16 protein-coding genes are annotated in these 18,614 nt (G+C 35.7%); 10 read left to right on the plus strand and 6 right to left on the minus strand.

Features of this window, described 5'->3' with window-relative positions; translation table 11 throughout:
• The 8 genes from BBH99_RS18855 to BBH99_RS18890 all read left to right on the plus strand — a co-directional run.
• A partial coding sequence (locus tag BBH99_RS18855) for a zinc-dependent metalloprotease (RefSeq protein ID WP_123873224.1) occupies positions 1–1,883 on the plus strand: 1,883 nt, incomplete at its 5' end.
• Between the two features lie 177 nt (positions 1,884–2,060).
• Positions 2,061–4,289, plus strand: coding sequence for a zinc-dependent metalloprotease (locus tag BBH99_RS18860; protein WP_066699457.1), 2,229 nt, complete (start codon positions 2,061–2,063; stop codon positions 4,287–4,289).
• 379 nt (positions 4,290–4,668) lie between these two features.
• The gene (locus BBH99_RS18865; RefSeq protein ID WP_066699459.1) at positions 4,669–5,385 is read left to right on the plus strand and encodes a glycohydrolase toxin TNT-related protein; all 717 of its coding nucleotides are present in this window, start codon (positions 4,669–4,671) and stop codon (positions 5,383–5,385) included.
• A gap of 12 nt (positions 5,386–5,397) precedes the next feature.
• A complete protein-coding gene (locus BBH99_RS18870) occupies positions 5,398–5,817 on the plus strand; it encodes a hypothetical protein (RefSeq protein ID WP_066699462.1) in 420 nt (139 codons plus the stop codon).
• 299 nt (positions 5,818–6,116) lie between these two features.
• Entirely contained in the window at positions 6,117–6,584 is a 468-nt protein-coding gene (locus tag BBH99_RS18875) for a pyrophosphohydrolase domain-containing protein (RefSeq protein WP_066699464.1), read from the plus strand.
• Positions 6,585–6,587: 3 nt separating this feature from the next.
• A complete protein-coding gene (locus BBH99_RS18880; RefSeq protein ID WP_066699466.1) occupies positions 6,588–7,151 on the plus strand; it encodes a TlpA family protein disulfide reductase in 564 nt (187 codons plus the stop codon).
• Positions 7,152–7,153: 2 nt separating this feature from the next.
• A complete protein-coding gene (locus BBH99_RS18885; RefSeq protein ID WP_066699468.1) occupies positions 7,154–7,759 on the plus strand; it encodes a DUF4230 domain-containing protein in 606 nt (201 codons plus the stop codon).
• Between the two features lie 14 nt (positions 7,760–7,773).
• Positions 7,774–7,959 carry a hypothetical protein gene (locus BBH99_RS18890; protein ID WP_066699470.1) on the plus strand — a complete coding sequence of 62 codons (186 nt, stop codon included), beginning with the start codon at positions 7,774–7,776 and terminating at the stop codon, positions 7,957–7,959.
• 126 nt (positions 7,960–8,085) lie between these two features.
• Here BBH99_RS18890 and leuB read toward each other — a convergent pair whose 3' ends face one another.
• Genes leuB through BBH99_RS18910 form a run of 4 tightly spaced genes read right to left on the minus strand, consistent with a single transcriptional unit; the run spans position 8,086 to position 12,392 of the window.
• Positions 8,086–9,210: a 3-isopropylmalate dehydrogenase gene (gene leuB, locus BBH99_RS18895; RefSeq protein WP_066699473.1), complete on the minus strand. Its 1,125-nt coding sequence runs from the start codon at positions 9,208–9,210 to the stop codon at positions 8,086–8,088.
• Positions 9,191–9,799, minus strand: a complete 609-nt coding sequence (gene leuD, locus BBH99_RS18900) for a 3-isopropylmalate dehydratase small subunit (protein WP_066699475.1) — start codon at positions 9,797–9,799, stop codon at positions 9,191–9,193. Before leuD ends, leuB begins: the two co-directional genes overlap by 20 nt.
• 9 nt (positions 9,800–9,808) lie before the next feature.
• On the minus strand, positions 9,809–11,197 hold the full coding sequence (gene leuC, locus BBH99_RS18905) for a 3-isopropylmalate dehydratase large subunit (RefSeq protein ID WP_066699478.1): 1,389 nt from the start codon (positions 11,195–11,197) through the stop codon (positions 9,809–9,811).
• Positions 11,198–11,228: 31 nt separating this feature from the next.
• Positions 11,229–12,392, minus strand: a complete 1,164-nt coding sequence (locus BBH99_RS18910) for a 2-isopropylmalate synthase (protein WP_073300365.1) — start codon at positions 12,390–12,392, stop codon at positions 11,229–11,231.
• Positions 12,393–12,540: 148 nt separating this feature from the next.
• Here BBH99_RS18910 and BBH99_RS18915 point away from each other — a divergent pair, with 148 nt between their 5' ends.
• Positions 12,541–14,085, plus strand: a complete 1,545-nt coding sequence (locus BBH99_RS18915; RefSeq protein ID WP_066699479.1) for a hypothetical protein — start codon at positions 12,541–12,543, stop codon at positions 14,083–14,085.
• Positions 14,086–14,196: 111 nt separating this feature from the next.
• On the opposite strand, the gene BBH99_RS18920 is transcribed toward BBH99_RS18915, so the two are convergent.
• Positions 14,197–15,171, minus strand: a complete 975-nt coding sequence (locus tag BBH99_RS18920; protein ID WP_066699481.1) for a dipeptidase — start codon at positions 15,169–15,171, stop codon at positions 14,197–14,199.
• Positions 15,172–15,193: 22 nt separating this feature from the next.
• Positions 15,194–16,381: a DUF4932 domain-containing protein gene (locus BBH99_RS18925; protein ID WP_066699482.1), complete on the minus strand. Its 1,188-nt coding sequence runs from the start codon at positions 16,379–16,381 to the stop codon at positions 15,194–15,196.
• 92 nt (positions 16,382–16,473) lie between these two features.
• On the opposite strand from BBH99_RS18925, the gene thrS reads away from it, so the two are divergent.
• A complete protein-coding gene (gene thrS, locus BBH99_RS18930) occupies positions 16,474–18,393 on the plus strand; it encodes a threonine--tRNA ligase (protein ID WP_066699483.1) in 1,920 nt (639 codons plus the stop codon).
• Positions 18,394–18,614 lie beyond the last annotated feature (221 nt).

Consider the following 18,614-nt stretch of genomic DNA (forward strand, 5'->3'; position numbering starts at 1 on the left):
CAACGGTTTATTTCAGTATCTCTTCTTTGGGATTATCCTCTATGGAAATTTATGGTGATAAATCAGCAATCTTTATTGAGCCTTATACTAAAGATCTGTCCACTTATATTGTTTATAAGAAGTCTGACAGAAAGGATAATTTAGACAAATTTGAATGTAAAGTACTTGATGTAGCCCAAAAAGGCAGTTCCACCACTCTAGCAGCCAGAAATGCCAACGATTCTACCTTGAGAACATTTAGATTGGCACTGTCCTGTACCGGAGAATATACTTCCTATTTTGGAGGAACAAAAGCTCAGGCTTTAGCAGCGATGAACAATACGATGACCCGTGTAAATGGCGTTTTTGAAAATGATTTTTCCGCCAGAATGGAGCTTATTCCTAATAATGATTTGATCATTTATACCAATGCATCTACAGATCCTTATTCGCCATCTTCAAGTAAAAGTAATTGGAGTTATGAGCTCATGCAGACATTGAATACAACTATAGGAAATGCAAATTTTGATATAGGGCATGTATTCGGAAGAGACGGTGGAGGTGGTAATGCAGGATGTATTGGATGCATTTGCAGCAATGATATGTCATATACTACACAATCTGGTGTAAAATACCCTAATGCTTATAAAGGGAGTGGTTATACTTCACCTGCAAATGGGATTCCGTCTGGAGATACTTTTGATATAGATTATGTCGCTCATGAGATGGGACATCAGTTTGGAGGAAATCACACGTGGTCATATACTACACAGTCGGGGCTGAAACCAATTGAACCAGGTTCCGGATCTACCATTATGGGATATGCAGGAATTACAAGCTATGATGTTCAGAAGAATTCGGATGCTTTTTTCCACGCCATCAGTATAGAGCAGATCACCAATAATATTAAGGCAAAAACCTGCTCCGTAAATACACCTACAGGAAATTCAATTCCTACAGCAAATGCCGGTTTGGATTATACCATACCTAAAAGCACTCCATTTATGTTAACAGGATCAGGAACTGATGCAGATGGGGATGCCCTTACCTATATTTGGGAGCAAATGGACCTGGGAACGTCTTCTCAGACTGGGGCCAATTCTGCCGCTACAGCAACTAAAACAGCAGGGCCTACTTTCAGATCATGGACACCAACAGCTTCTCCAATACGATATTTCCCTAGAATGGCATCAATACTGGAAGGTGCTACCACTACTGCTGGTTTAGAGATTAATGTGGAAGCTTTATCTTCTGTTGCAAGAACCTTAAATTTCAGATTCACCGTTCGTGATAACAAATCTGGTGGTGCCGGAAATAATTCTGATGATGCAAAGATCACTGTTAGCTCTGCTGCAGGACCTTTCACAGTCACCACACAGAATAGTGCCATATCATATGCAGGAGGAAGTTCACAAACCGTAAAATGGAATGTGGCAGGAACTACAGCAAATGGCATAAACACTGCCAATGTAGATATCCTTTGGTCTACTGATAATGGAAATAGCTGGACTACTCTATTGGCAGCAACTCCAAATGATGGCTCTCAGGCCGTAACCATTCCTAATGTTTCTACTACTACAGGAAGAATTATGGTAAAAGGAACCAATCATATTTTCTTTGATGTGAATAATGCTAATATCTCAGTAACTTCCACGGCTGCAAAACTTGCCAATAAAGAATTAACAAGAGAAAAATCAGCAGATATGAAACTATATCCGAATCCTGTGAAAGATATTCTAACGATTTCAAATACGAATAGTGAAGAATATAAAATCTTTGATATGTCCGGAAAACTGGTACATTCAGGAACACTTCAAAGAGGCTCAGCCAATGTAAGCAACCTTACAAAAGGAGCCTATATGATTCAGATAGGAGAAACGGCAAAACGATTTATTAAGGATTAATTACTTTAATCTTAAATTAATAATATCAAACTGCCCTATACAGGGCAGTTTTTTATTTGTTTATATTCAAGGCATTAAGTTTTATTTTAATTTTTTGTTTTTAATTATTCTAAAAAAGAATAATTAATTCTTAATATTTTCACTATTTTTGATTCTCATAAAAAAATTCACGGCAAAATGAAAAAACAATTATTAATGTTGGGGATGCTGGTATTGTCTGGTATTTCTTCTGCGCAAACTGACCGCTTATGGTCTAGAAGATTTAAGGAAAGTTCATCCTCTGTACAAGAGAATATGAAAAATATAAATGAGCCAAGAATTTTTCATCTGGACATTAATGGGTTAAAGAATGTATTGGCAAGAACACCCAAAAGAGCTGCAGAAAAGTCATCGGTTATTATTTCTCTTCCAAATTCTTCCGGAAAAATGGAGCATTTCACGGTAACGGAAAACTCAAATTTCGATCCTGAATTAGCCGCTAAATATCCGGATATTAAATCCTATATCGGGCAAGGACTAAAAGATAAAGCATCAACGGTTTATTTTAGTATTTCTCATCTAGGCCTGTCATCCATGGAAATTTATGGTGATAAATCAGCTGTTTTTATTGAACCTTATACCAAAGATCTTTCCACTTATGCAGTCTATAAACGTTCGGACAGAAAGAGTGATCTGAATAATTTTGAATGCAAAGTGCTGGAATCCGCACAAAAAGGAACTTCTTATGTAACAGCTAAAAATGCTGATGATGCAGTTTTAAGAACTTTCAGATTGGCATTGTCTTGCACAGGAGAATATGCAGCTTATTTTGGAGGAACAAAAGCTGATGCCTTAGCTGCTATGAATAACACATTAACCCGTGTGAATGGTATTTTTGAGAATGACTTTGCTGCAAGGATGGTTCTGATTCCCAATAATGATGCTCTTATTTATACAGATGCTAATAACGATCCTTTTTCTGAATCCTGGCAAATGAATAAATGGAATTTTGAGCTTATGAATGACCTAAGTTCAAAAATCGGGAATGCTAATTTTGATATCGGGCATTTATTCGGTGCTACAGGAGGTGGTGGAAATGCAGGATGCATAGGCTGTATATGTAGTGATGATATGTCAACATATGTTTATCAGGGAACTACATATCCTGAAAATTATAAAGGAAGTGGCTATACTTCACCTTCTAACGGTATTCCCGCAGGAGACACTTTTGATATTGATTTTGTGGCTCACGAAATGGGACATCAGTTTGGAGGAAACCATACCTTTTCCTATACAACCCAAGAAGGGCTGCAACCTATAGAACCTGGTTCCGGATCTACCATTATGGGATATGCAGGAATTACACCTTATGATGTACAGAAAAATTCAAACCCGTTTTTTCATGCCCGCAGTATTGAACAAATCACAAATAATATTAAGATAAAAACCTGTTCTGTCAATACACCTACAGGAAATAGCATTCCTACAGCAAATGCAGGAGCAGATTACACCATCCCTAAAGGTACACCATTCGTATTAACAGGGTCTGGTACTGATGCGGATGGAGATTCACTTACCTATATCTGGGAACAGATGGATTATGGAACTTCTTCCCAAACAGGAAGCAATTCCGCAGCTACAGCTACTAAAACTGCCGGACCAACATTCAGGTCATGGGTGCCAGCAGCCTCTCCGGTAAGATACTTTCCTCAAATGGCAACTATTTTAAAAGGAGAAACGGAAACGATGGGAGAAGAAATTAAAGTTGAAGCATTATCTTCCGTTACAAGAAACCTTAATTTCAGGTTTACCGTTAGAGACAACAGATTAGGAGGTGCAGGGAACAATTCTGATGATGCTAAAATCACAGTGAATGCTCTTGCCGGACCTTTTCTTGTCACTTCTCAGAATACTTCCGAATCCTATGTTGGAGGAAGTTCACAGACAGTAACCTGGGATGTGGCTGGTACAACAGCTAATAATATCAATGCAGCTAATGTAGATATTCTTTGGTCTACAGATAATGGAGAAACATGGACAACTCTATTGACAGGAACGCCTAATGATGGCTCAGAAGCTGTACTGATACCTAATATTGCAACCCGTTCAGGAAGAATCATGGTAAAAGGAAGCAATCATATTTTCTTTGATGTGAATAATTCTAATATTTCTGTAACCACCAGTGAGCTATCAACTGCTGAGAATCAGCTGACAGGTTCAACGGAAATTAAGCTGTATCCAAATCCTGTAAAGGATATTTTAACACTCTCAAACACCAGATCGGAAAGATTTAAGATCTATGATATGTCCGGAAAACTGGTTATGGATGGTTCTTTTCAAAACGGAACAGTGAATGTAAGCAATCTGATAAAAGGAAATTATGTGATTCAGATTGAAAAATTCTCAAAAATGTTTATTAAAAAATAAGACATTTCAGATACAAGCTGGAAAGACTGCTCATCATGGGCGGTCTTTTTTATTTAATTTTTCATTGATTATTATATTTTCTATTTTAAAATACTGATATCTATGTAATTATTTTCAATAATCGTGCTTTATTAAAAATAATATCACATTCTATTGTATTTTTAGTTAATTTTATCATCAGTATTATTCTTTTATTGTACCGTTACCAGTTTGTATTCAGGGGAAGCATTCAATAGCTTTTCTAACAATTAACTATCCTATTATTTTTTTCCAATGTGGATTCCATTGATCACATTAGAGAACATCTTTACAAGAATTGGCATTGGTCTGTATCCCTTACAATACCTATTTAAATTTCACATAATTTAATTTTTTTTATATGAAACATGTATTGAAGTACTTCTTATTTCTGACCATTGCCTCTTTCTCTATGGCTTGTAGCTCAGATGACAGAGAAGAAGAAATTATTATTCAACCGAGTCCGGTTAAAATTGTATACTACAAAAATGCAGATGATTTTGCAACAACCTATGATCCTGATAACAAGGTAAACCCAACTATCAGAAACCAGGCATTTGATCTGTACAAGCAGGGAAACTGGAAAGAGCTGGAAAAACTATTCCAGACCAATAACCTGAACAGCGGATGGCCACCAGCTAACGGCGGATATAATATCGTAGACGATGTTGCTATACAGGCCGGGCAAAAATATGACCGATACAGCGGAGCGGTCGGAAGCTATAATGGAACAGGAAACCCAACATTAGGAGGAAACTTCACCAGTCCGATCATTAATGGTTATGTATATACTTTCGCTGAAAGAGCCCTAAATCAGCCCGAGAATAAATATGATTTCTATTATGAAATTGATGTTCTTAATGCATTACCTTTTAAATCTCAAACAGCAGATATCATTCCCTGGTTTAATCAAACCGGAAACGGAAAACAGACGATGTGGAAAATTCCAATAGATATTAATACAGGATTTCCGAAAACTTGGAATAAATTAGCAGAAGAAGGATATATAAAAATTACCATTAAAAAAAGTCCGAGCGGAAAATATCCTAATCTGGTAGGAACCGTTATTCAGAACTAAATTAGATGCAAAATGTATTCAATATCAAAAAAGATAAAGATCGGTAAAAAAGCTTTACTCCAAAAAGATAAATTCATCAATGAAGAAGCCATTCCGGCTGCAATAACCAGATTTGTCTGTTGTGAATGTGGCCATGAAAATACAGTTGAAATATCTCCCTATCAATCAGGATTTCCTATTTTTCAAATCTATCATGACAACAAAGTTCTGTCAAAATCTGAGTTATTAAATAACCAAATGATTAATGAGACTTCACAGAGAATGCAGCATTATGGAGAATTAACAGTTAATGATCTACCGACTCTTTATTTTGGAACTCAGTGCACAGCCTGTCAGGCCCATTATTTCTGTGTATTTGGTTATGGAGAATGGCAGCCGGGACTGGAAATTTTAAAAATATCAGGAATCTGGGAATACCAGGAACTCGAATAATTAGAACTGAACACAATCAATAAATTAAATGAACCACAGCTAAAAAAGTTGTGGTTTTTTGTTTTCTGAAGAATTAATAATTTAGATTTTCTCAGATTAACCCAGATTATTATGAACAAAATCAATTACATTCTTTATTATCCGGAGAAAAGAATTTTACAACCCTTAAAACGCAAACATCTGTGAAAATCCGTATAATCTGTGCTTTAAATAAGTAAGTATCTATGAACACTTATTTTGTATTCTATATTTCACCATTAACAAATCGTTTTCTATCTTTGTGATAAATAAAAAAATTCATGGATAAAATTGATAGTTTGAACCAAGTAGCAGAATTCCATACTACTTTCAAAGCCCCTATTCTAGACACCCCACAAATTCCTTCTCCGGAAAGATGTAACCTTAGAGTAGAACTTCTACAGGAAGAACTTAACGAATTAAAGCAGGCGATTGCAGATAATAATATTGTAGAAATTGCAGATGCTCTTTGTGATTTACAGTATGTTTTAAGTGGTGCTGTACTGGAATTTGGTCTTGGCAACAAATTTGTAGAGCTATTCAACGAAGTTCAGCGTTCCAATATGTCGAAAGCATGTGATAACGAGGAACAGGCTAATGAAACCGTTGAATTCTATAAAGCAAAAGATGTAGAGTCTTTTTATGAAAAATCTGGTGAAAAGTTCAATGTCTACAGAAAAGCAGATCATAAAGTATTAAAAAACAAATACTACTCTCCTGCTGATCTAAAGTCAATTATTGAGAAATAAAATATGAAAAAATTTATTACAAATATTGTTGCCGCTTCAAGTTTATTTTTAGCTACTCAACAGCTTAGCGCTCAGAAAGTAGTGGTTAACCGTGAAGTTACTACTGAAAAGGATGGTAAAATGCTTTTGGGACATCAGCTGAAGGAACAGTTTTTGAAAGCTCCTTACGCTGATTGGTATGTGAAGGAACATGATGAATATGCTCTGGATCAGAAAGCAATCAGTGAACTGAAAAAGGAAAGACTGGGTTCTTATGATATTATTGTTTTCATGGGAACATGGTGTGAAGACAGCCACAGAGATTTTCCAAGGCTTACCAGAATATTGGAAGAAGTGGGTTACCCTGAAAATAAAATGACCATTATTGCAGTTAACCGTAAAAAAGAATCTCCCAGTGGAGATGAATCTCTTTATAACATTCAGAAAGTTCCTACCATTATTCTGAAAAGATATGGTAAAGAAGTAGGAAGAATTGTAGAAATGCCTACCAGCGGATATATTGAAAGAGATTTAGCTGAAATTCTGAAAAAGAATGATTCCTCTATAATTAAAGAAATTTTTAAATAGATTTGAGAAATTATAAACCAATTTTATCGTTTGTAGCAGGTGCCGGTGCTATGGTACTCCTATTTTTTGGACTTAAATCCTGTCTGAATCTTGGCGGAAAAACGGAAAAGTCAGATTACTATATCCTGACAAACCAGATTTCCAAAATGAATAAGATGGTGGTGATAGAACAGAACAGTTCCACCATGCAGAAAACCAAAATGGGATACGAATTTATGGGAAAGGAAGTTTCCAGTAACAGCATCATTACCTTTACAAAGACGAATGCACAGGTTTCTTATGATCTGAATAAAATGAAGATTGAAGTAGATTCTATCAACAAAAAACTAGTGATCACTGAACTTCCTGATGCAGATATCAAGATTACGCCCAGCGTTGAAATTCAATCTTTAGATGATTCTTTTTTTAATAGAATTTCTGAAAAAGATATTAAAAATGTAACGGCAAAGGCTAAAGAAACTGCGATAAAATCTATCGATCAAAACCAATTGAGAACCGAAGGACGCAAGCAGTTAATGGAAAACCTTGATAATATTTTTGTTTTGGCAAAGGCTTTGAATTATACCATAGAAGATAAGACCGGAAAGATCGGTATTCTTGGACTCTAAAAATAATTCAGGCAATGAACTCAAAAGGAAATAACAAGAAAAAGGAATCTGCTAATTCAGCAGAAACCAAAAGGCAAAATCAGGATTTCCAGAATATTCCTGCTTCATCGAAAAAGGTTAATCCCCCTGATATTGATAAAGAAGACATTCAGAAAGCTTCTAAAAACAAATCGGGAAAAACGGATAATACAAAAGAGTAAAATTGATCATTTCGATTTATTTTTCTTAAAGCTTAAAAATATTTCAGAAAATAGAAATGAAAGGATCTGTCTCATATGAGGCAGATCCTTTCTTCTAACTATCTATCTAAGTGAACTATAATTTGATTATACAATGGTTGATTTTCCAATCTTTACATTCTCAAAATTGTAATAGGACTTTTCAGAATACTTAATATAATCTGCAATAAAGCTTCCTACCTCACTGGTGGAGTAATATTGCTTGGTATTAAGATCAATGGTTACATATTTATTTTCAATGGCGTGTTCTACAGACTGTCTAAGCTTGTTGGCTGCAGGCTGTAATCCAAGATGATCCAACATCATCGCCACACTTAAAATGGAAGCGATAGGATTGGCAATCCCTTTTCCTTTTGCCTGTGGATATGAACCGTGAATAGGCTCAAACAATGCATTCTTCTCTCCTACCGATGCTGATGGAAGCAATCCGATAGAACCTCCGATCACGCTGGCCTCATCAGAAATAATATCCCCGAACATATTTTCTGTTAAAATAACATCAAACTGCTTTGGATTAAGGATTAGCTGCATGGCTGCATTGTCTACAAACATATAATCTAACTGCACATCCGGATATTCTGAAGCGATTTCCTGACAGATTTTCCTCCATAATCTGGAAGTATCCAACACATTCGCCTTATCAATTAATGTCAGTTTTTTATTTCTTTTCTGCGCTTCCTGGAATGCCATATGAGCGATGGGAAGAATATCTTCTCTGCTGTATTTACAAACATCGTAAGCATAAGCTCCTTCAGGGTCAGTAAATTTTTCACCAAAATAAATTCCGCTTACCAATTCTCTGAAAATCTGAATATCAGCTCCTTCAATAATTTCCTTTTTTAACGGACTTTTCTCAATCAGGGAAGCATATGTTTTCAAAGGACGGATATTGGCGAACAATCCTAATTCCTTACGAAGCTTCAATAATCCCTGTTCAGGTCGTACTTTAGCTTCAGGATTATTGTCAAATGCAGGATCTCCTATTGCGCCAAACAGTACTGCATCTGACTCTTTACATATCTTTAATGTTTCTTCCGGCAGCGGATCTCCGGTTTTAAAGATAGCTTCCGCCCCAATTAATCCATAATTGAATTGAAATTCATACTGAAAGGCTTCAGCAATAACATCCAGAATCTTGATGCTTTCGCTGATGATTTCAGGCCCGATTCCATCTCCGGGAAGAACTGCGATTTTAAAATAATTGTTGTTCATTTTTTTTCTGTGTTTTTAGTTCAAATTCTGTGATCGCCTGTTTTTTGCTGATTAAAAAATCAATATCGTCATAGCCGTTCATAAGGCATATTTTTTTGTAAGAATCAAGCTCAAAAGTTTCAGTGGTATCTTTGAAGCTGATGGATTGTAATTCTACATCAATAGCAATTTCATTATCCGGGTTTTCATTGATTCCTTCTAAAATCTCTTTTAAAAATTCTTCAGAGACTTTTACGGGAAGAAGACCGTTATTTAAAGCATTTCCTTTAAAAATATCGGCAAAATAACTTGAGACAATCACCTTGAACCCATAATCCGTTAATGCCCAGGCAGCGTGTTCGCGACTGCTTCCGCATCCGAAATTATTTCCGGCTACTAAAATTTCACCGCTGAATTTAGGATTGTTCAGAACAAAATCAGGGTTAGGTTCGTTGGTATGAATATTATATCTCCAATCTCTGAACAGATTTTCACCAAAACCTTTTCTATCAATACTTTTTAAAAATCTTGCCGGAATGATCTGATCTGTGTCTATATTTTCTGCCGGTAATGGAACGGCAGTTGATTTTATGATAACTAATTTTTGCATGTGTAATCTTTAATTTAAACTTTCAAAAGCAGAAATTCTGCCTTCTATGGCTGCTTTAGCTGCAGTAAGCGGACTTGCCAGAATGGTTCTTGAACCTTGCCCTTGTCTTCCTTCAAAATTCCTATTGGAAGTGGAAACACAATATTCTCCTTCCGGAATTTTATCATCATTCATAGCCAGACAAGCTGAACATCCGGGCTGGCGGATCTGGAATCCTGCATCATTGAATATTTTATCCAGACCTTCCTCATAGATTTGTTTTACTACCTGCTGAGAACCGGGAACAATCAATGCTTTTACCGCTTCAGATTTACTTTTTCCTTTGATATACTGAGCTGCAGATCTGAAATCTTCAATCCTTGCATTGGTACAGCTTCCTATAAATACATAATTAATTTTTATACTGGATGGTGTTTGTCCTGCCTCCAGTCCCATATATTGTAAAGCTTTTGCTTCAGATTCATTTTGGGGCGCTGGAATGGTTTCATGAATTGAAATTCCCATTCCCGGATTAGTTCCATAAGTAATCATTGGATAAATATCCGCTGCATTGAAGGTAAGTTCTTTGTCAAAAACAGCACCTTCATCTGTTTTTAAAGTATTCCAATATGCTACTTTTTCTTCCCATTCTTCTCCTTTTGGAGCAAATTTTCTTCCTTTTACGTATTCAAAAGTGGTTTCATCCGGAGCAATCATTCCTCCTCTGGCTCCCATTTCAATACTCATGTTGCAAACCGTCATTCTCCCTTCCATTGACATTTCTTCAAATACATTTCCGGCATACTCACAGAAATAGCCTGTTCCGCCATCTGTTCCTATTTTTGAAATGATATAAAGGATAACATCTTTAGGCTGTACGTTTTCGTTAAGCTTACCATTCACGGTAATTCTCATGGATTTAGGTTTGTTAAGTAACAGACATTGACTGGCAAAAACCTGGGCTACCTGGCTGGTTCCGATTCCAAAAGCAATGGTTCCAAAAGCACCATGCGTTGAAGTATGGCTGTCACCACAAACAATGCTCATTCCCGGCTGTGTAATTCCCAGTTCAGGAGCAATGATGTGAACAATTCCCTGATATTGATGTCCTAATCCGAATAATTCAATATTATTTTTCTGACAGTTTTCTGTTAATTGCTGAACCTGATTTCTTGATAATTCATCTCTGATCGGTTCTTCCTGGTGAAGAGTTGGAACATTATGATCTGCAGTGGCTACAATCTGATTGGGTCTGAATATTTCCAGATTTCTGGATTCCAGCTCAGCAAATGCCTGTGGACTGGTTACTTCATGGATCAGGTGTTTGTCAATATAAATAATCTGTGGCCCATCAGGAACGGTGTCTACAACATGTGCATCCCAAACTTTATCAAAAAGCGTTTTTTTATTATTGTTCATTTTTTACTTTATCTTGAATTAAATCAAACCTCTATCCTATCTTTCTGCTGCATGTTTCCATGATAAGTGCCAGATCTTCATTACCTATTTCTTTCTTAAGGTCTGCAATTTTTAAAAATTCCTGGTACAGATAATCCAGCTCGTCTTTGGTTACATCATGACCAATATGTTTGAATCGGTAAGCTAATGCAGAACGTCCGCTTCTTGCTGTAAGAATAATAGATGATGCATTTACTCCTACTTCTTCAGGATCTATGATTTCATAGGTCTCCCTGTTTTTGATTACACCATCCTGGTGGATTCCCGAACTGTGAGCAAATGCATTGGCTCCAACAATAGCTTTATTGGGCTGTACAGACATACCCATCAGGTCAGAAACCATATTGCTCATCTCATTTAACATCCTGGAGTTAACATCCGTATACAGATTCAGGTGTTTATGCTGCTTCAGGATCATGACAACTTCTTCTAATGCTGTATTGCCCGCTCTTTCTCCCAATCCGTTGATTGTACATTCTATTTGTCGGGCGCCATTGATGGCTCCGGAAATTGAATTGGCGGTAGCTAAACCTAAATCATTGTGGCAATGGCATGATAAAACTGCTTTTTCAATTCCTTTTACATTTTCTCTCAGGTATTTGATTTTCTGTCCGTATTCTTCAGGTAAACAATAGCCTGTAGTATCAGGAATGTTAAGTACGGTTGCTCCTGCTTTAATCACCGCTTCGCAAACCTGTGCCAGATAAGCATTGTCTGTTCTTCCGGCATCTTCTGCATAAAATTCTACATCCTCTACATATCTTTTGGCATATTTTACCGCTTCTGCAGCACGTTCTATAATATTTTCCCTTGTAGAATTGAATTTATATTTGATATGAGAATCAGAAGTTCCGATTCCAGTATGTATTCTTGGTTTCTTTGCAAATTGTAAGGCTTCCGCAGCTGTATCAATATCCTTTTTGTTAGCTCTTGTCAGTCCGCATACCTTTGCATTTCTTACGAGTTTTGAAATTTCAGAAACAGATTCAAAATCTCCAGGACTGGAAATCGGAAACCCTGCTTCTATGATATCAACGCCCAGTTCATCAAGCTTTTCAGCAATAATCAGTTTCTGCTTTGTATTCAGTTTACAACCAGGAACCTGTTCCCCATCCCGCAGTGTGGTATCAAAAATTTCAATTTTTTCGGAATTCATAAATGAAGTTTTTTACTTAATTTTGATTCAAAACTACAGTTTGCAATATTTTTTCGTTTTCATTTTTTCAGAAAATTACAATATTCAACAGTTGAAGAAATAAGCATATATTGCTGATATTTAATTATTTAAATTTTAAAAATTTACAATGGCAGAATTGCAGAAAGATTTTTTGTTTGTACTGGTAAAGTCATTGACGACTTCCGAAAAGCGACAGTTTAAGCTGTACGTTAACCGTCTCGGAATTAATGTAGATGCCAAATTTTTACTTCTTTTTTCTGAAATGGATAAAATGAAGGAATATGATGAAAGCATCATTATTGAAAAGAAAATATCTACCAAACAGCAGCTTTCCAATCTGAAAGCACATCTTTACAAACAGATTCTGGTAAGTCTCAGAATGAACCCCAGCCATCAGAATTACAGGATCCAGCTTCGGGAACAACTTGATTTTGCCAATATTCTGTATCAGAAAGGACTTTACAAGCAGGCACTAAAAATATTGGATAAAACCAAACAAACGGCTTTGGAACTGGATGAGAAAAGCATTGCTTCTGAGATCATTGATCTGGAAAAGGTGATTGAGTCCCAGTTTATTACGCGAAGTATTGTAGGACGTGCAGAAGAGCTTATCAGACAATCTCAGGAATTAAGTAAACAAAACCGGTATACTACAAAACTGTCTAATCTTTCTTTAAAACTGTACAGTGAAATGTTGACTCATGGTTATGTTAAAAATGATGCAGACCGTGAGGAAGTTCTGAATATTTTTAATGCTGAAATTAAAAATATCAGGTTTGATAAGTTGAATTTCACAGAAAAGCTATGGTATTTTAAGGCTCATGTCTGGAAAAATCAATTGCTGCAGGATTATAAATATACCTTGAAATATGCCTATCAATGGGTAGACCTGTTTCATAAAAATCCTGAGATGATCTTCAGCCACCCGGTTTGGTATATTAAAGGAAATACTTATCTGCTAAAAATTCTGTTCCTGTATGGAAATATTGATATTCTGGAAGAACATTTCAAAGAGTTTAATACAAGGGTTAATGCTGAAAATTTTGCCCAGAACGAGAATCTACAGTCACTCATTTTCCTTACCCATTATAATACGCTGATGAACATTCATTTTGTGAAAGGTGAATTTTTCACAGGTACAAAGATTATTCCCGAAATCGAAATGAAAATGGAAAAGCTGCGGGAAAGGATTGATGAGCACCACTTTATGATTCTTTATCTTAAAATGGCAGCTATGTTTTTCGGAAGTAAAATGTACAAAAAGGCTATTGAATATTCTATGAGAGTAATAGAATCGAAAGGCAATGTACAGGAAGACCTTTTGTTTCATACACGGATTTTGATCTTAATGTCTAAATATGAATCCGGAAATGATGAAGACTATGATGAGTTTATAGCTTCTACGCTGAAGTTTGCTAAGAAAATGAAAAAGCCGGAAGAATTTCACTTTGAAAGTATTCAGTTTTTTAAAACATTGAATAATAAGGTGTTGAATCAGAGGCAAAAAGCGTTTGAAACTTTTGATGAAAAACTTGAAGAATTTTCTAAAAATGAATACTACAGAAGATCCTTATTTTATATTGATATTCACGGATGGATCAAATCTAAAGTTCGGAATGTGGATGTAATTGAAATTATCAAACAAAAAGTAAAATATAAAAGAAAAAACTAATACCTGTTTTTGAAGGCAATCTGCATGAATAATAATATTTATATAAAAAGTTTTGGCTGGCTCAAAGAGCCAGCCAAAACTGCCCGTTTATATCAATGAATAAAAAGCATTTTACTTATAAATACGTCCTATAAAGTTTAAAACATTTTTATGACTGATCTTTTCTACAAGCTCTGAAGAAAACCTGTCTTGAATTTCTTTATTGAGGGATGGATAAACCGATGCATTAGAATGTTCTTCAAAGAAAAACGGATGGCGTGATGTATCCGGATGATCTTTCCAGTAGAAATAATCTGCTCCATAAGCGATATTATTTTCTCCACCCAGATCAAGTCCGTATTGTATATGTTCATAAAGCCTTTCAGGATGCTCAAGATCAATATAATCCTTAACAAAGTTTAAACAGATCAATCCATTTCTGTTGATGACTTCTTTTGCCAGCTCATCAGGAAGGTTCCGGTTATTATTATATACTGTCCGGTAATTGGAATGGCTTGCCAGAACAGGAATTGTATAGTTTCTCTGATCTATATAATTGAAAATATCATAGGCCAGCTGATCGCTTGTATGTGCCAGATCTATTGCAATTTTCCTGTCTGCAATATAATCAATCAATACTTTCCCATCCTCTTTCAGTCCGGCAACTGCATTATTTCCACCTCCGAAACGGTTTTCCAAATGATGGGTAATTCCGATATAAAAAACTTTCTGAGTATTTTCAATAATGGTTTCAAGGTTTTTAAAACCAGATTCCAGACTTTCATTCTCATCACAAAAGGCAGAAGCATTTTCAATGGAGGCTATAACTCCCACCCGATTCTCATTCTCAGGGTTCTTATAATTTTCATTCTCAAATAGAAAAAAGTTTTCATTTTTGATGAGCTCTGAAAACAACTGGCTTTGCTGCAAGCCATAACCTGTACTTCCTTTTCCGGTCCCTGCATAAATAGCCATTACCTGAAGTTTTACATTTCCTTCCTGAAGATAAGGCAGTGAGCATCCGAGCTCTTTATCGTTGATGGCTGAATTTGACCCTAACAAATAATATAAAAGGTCACAATGTAGATCAATGTTTATTGTATTCATAGTAGAAGGCAATTTATAGCTTTTATTTTTTGTTCTGAGCTAATGCATTATTGATAAATTCGATATTTGAATTTTCAAAAACCTCTAGTAATTGAGGGATGAAATCTCCGAATTTCCTGTATTTTTTCCTGTTAGCCCTGTATTGTTTTAACTTATCTTCTAATAAAGGAAGGAAAATAAAATTGTTTTTTAAATGATATTCTTCTAATTTTTTAGCTCTTTCAAAATCTTTCTGGATTTTTGCGGTTTCAATTTCACCCAATCTCACCAAATGCTCGGCTATACAGGTTTGATGATCTCCATATCCGCCTGTTTTTATCATGATTTCTTTTAAATTTGATTGTTCAAACAAGCCCTTAAATTTTTTAAGTTGAGCCTTATGTGGATACACTTCCTTATTAACAAAGGAATGCCCAAACTCATGAACACTTAAAAATCTTGCCTGAAACTGGTTATCGTACCCAAATTGATTTATGTTTTCAACTCTCACAAACGGGCTTGCTATTTCATAAACGTCTGTTTTACCAGATTTTGAAATTACATTGGTAGCTATTCCCCTTCCTTCATGATTTTCTATGGGCCACATCATCATTGGAGAAATAATAATGATATATGAATTAAAACGTTCACCATAAAACTGTTCCATTGCATTAGTAAAGCCAACAGGAATCTGTTTATTATATTCTTTTATTCCGCCATTATAAAAAGATTCATTTTCAACAAAAAACTGTGCAATATTTTCTTTAGAATAAAATTTTGAAAGCTCAGAAAGATAATTTCTGATCAGCTGAGTTACTTCTTTGTTTTGCTCCGCAGTTAAATTATTGCTGCTGAACTGATACTCATTGGTCCACTCCGTAGCCGGGAATTCCTGATGATACATCAATGGATTCATCAGGATATCATTAAATAAGCCATATTTATCAATTAAGATATCATTGATTTTTGCTGTAGCAATGGCAATTTCTGAATTTTTCAGATACTCATATTTTTTCAGGGCTTTATTGACAATCGGCTGGTAAACAGAACATTCTTTTATTTTATACAATTCGAAATCTTTATTGTTTTTTCTGTGTTCTGCTGAAAGGATTTCTGCAAGAAAATAAGTCTCTATATTCTTATTGTAATGAACGGAAAATTTAGAAGTGTTTTTCTGTGAAAAACTCAATGTGGAGCTTAGTGAAACAAAAATGAACAGTATCTTTTTCATGGTTAATATTAATTCTTATTCTAAATATAGGCTAATATAGTATTTTAACTAAAAAATGCGTATTTTTGCATCTTAAAATTTTTTAGTAAACAATGATAAAAATTACACTTCCAGACAATAGTGTCAAAGAATTCGAAGGAGCAGTTACTCCTCTAGATGTGGCAAAATCTATAAGCGAGGGATTGGCTAGAAATACCATTTCCGCAATTGTTAATGACAAACAAGTAGAAGTAACCACGCCTATAACCACGGATTCTACGATACAGCTTTTGACCTGGAATGATGATCTTGGAAAGAAAGCTTTCTGGCATTCTTCTGCCCACCTTTTGGCGCAGGCTATCCTTGAATTTTATCCTAATGCTAAGCTGACTATTGGTCCGGCCATTGAGAACGGATTCTACTATGATGTAGATTTCGGGGATGAAAGTTTATCTGAAAAAGATTTTGAAAAGATTGAGAAGAAAGTTCTTGAAAACGCTAAGAAGGGTTCAACTTTCTCTTTATATCCGGTTTCTAAAGAAGAGGCTTTAAAAACATATGCAGACAACCCTTACAAAGTAGAATTGATCTCTAATCTGAATGATGGAGAAATTACTTTTGTAACCCATGATAACTTCACAGATTTATGCCGTGGAGGCCATATTCCTAATACGGGAATTGTAAAGGCTGTTAAAATTTTAAATGCAGCAGGAGCTTATTGGAGAGGAAATGAGAAAAATCCTCAGTTAACAAGAGTATATGGTATTTCTTTCCCTAAACAGAAAGAACTTACTGAATACCTTGAGAAATTAGAAGAAGCTAAAAGAAGAGACCACAGAAAGTTAGGTAAAGAACTTGGGATTTTTGCATTCTCTGAAAAAGTAGGTGCCGGTTTACCACTTTGGTTGCCAAAAGGAACAGCCTTAAGAAGAAAATTGGAGAATTTCCTTTCCGAGGCGCAGAAAAAAGGAGGTTATGAATTCGTAATGTCTCCACACATCGGAGCTAAAGAATTATATGTAACTTCTGGTCACTGGGATAAGTATGGAGCAGACAGCTTCCAGCCGATTAAAACTCCAAATGAAGGAGAAGAGTTTTTATTGAAACCAATGAACTGCCCGCACCACTGTGAGATCTATAAGACCTCACAATGGAGCTACAGAGATTTACCGAAAAGATATGCAGAATTTGGTACTGTATACAGATATGAGCAAAGTGGAGAACTTCACGGATTAACAAGGGTTCGTGGATTTACTCAGGATGATGCCCACTTATTCTGTACTCCGGATCAGCTTTCTGAAGAATTTGAGAAAGTAATCGATTTAACACTTTATGTTTTCAAATCTTTAGGATTTGAAGACTTTGTAACTCAGGTTTCATTAAGAGATCCTGATAACAAAGAAAAGTATATCGGAACAGATGAAAACTGGGAGAAAGCAGAGAACGCGATTATCAATGCTGCTCAGAAAAAAGGCCTTAAAACTGTAGTGGAATACGGTGAAGCTGCATTCTACGGTCCTAAGCTTGATTTCATGGTGAAAGATGCGTTAGGAAGAAAATGGCAGCTTGGAACCATCCAGGTAGATTATAACTTACCGGAAAGATTTGATCTTCATTATATCGGAAATGATAATGAGAAACACAGACCGGTAATGATCCACAGAGCGCCTTTCGGTTCTATGGAGCGTTTTATCGCAATCTTATTGGAAAACACTGCGGGAGATTTCCCTCTATGGTTGAGCCCGGATCAGTTTATCATTCTTCCAATCAGTGAAAAATATGTAGATTATGCAAAAAAAGTTTCACAATTTTTGGAAAATCACGATATTAGCGGTCAGATTGATGACAGAAACGAGAAAACGGGTAAAAAAATCCGTGATGCTGAGTTAAAGAAGATCCCTTTCATGCTTGTAGTAGGAGAAAATGAAGAGAAAGAAGGCACGATTTCTGTAAGAAGACGTGGTGAAGGAGATCTTGGAGTGATGAATCTGGAAGATTTCGCAGCATACTTCAAAAAAGAAGCAGCTGTTTAATAAAAAAATAATTAAGGTATTGAGAGCTGTATCATACACTCTCAATACTTTAAAATAAAATTAGTAGTTAACCAATAAAATTATAATACAATAGCACAAAGATTTAACAACAGGGGCCCACAAAGACGTCCTGTACAAGAGGACGCTCACTTGATCAACGATAAAATTCGTGTGAGAGAGCTTCGTTTGGTGGGCGATAACGTAGAGCCGGGAATTTATCC

The sequence above is a fragment of the Chryseobacterium contaminans genome (assembly GCF_001684955.1).
Classification (GTDB): domain Bacteria; phylum Bacteroidota; class Bacteroidia; order Flavobacteriales; family Weeksellaceae; genus Chryseobacterium; species Chryseobacterium contaminans.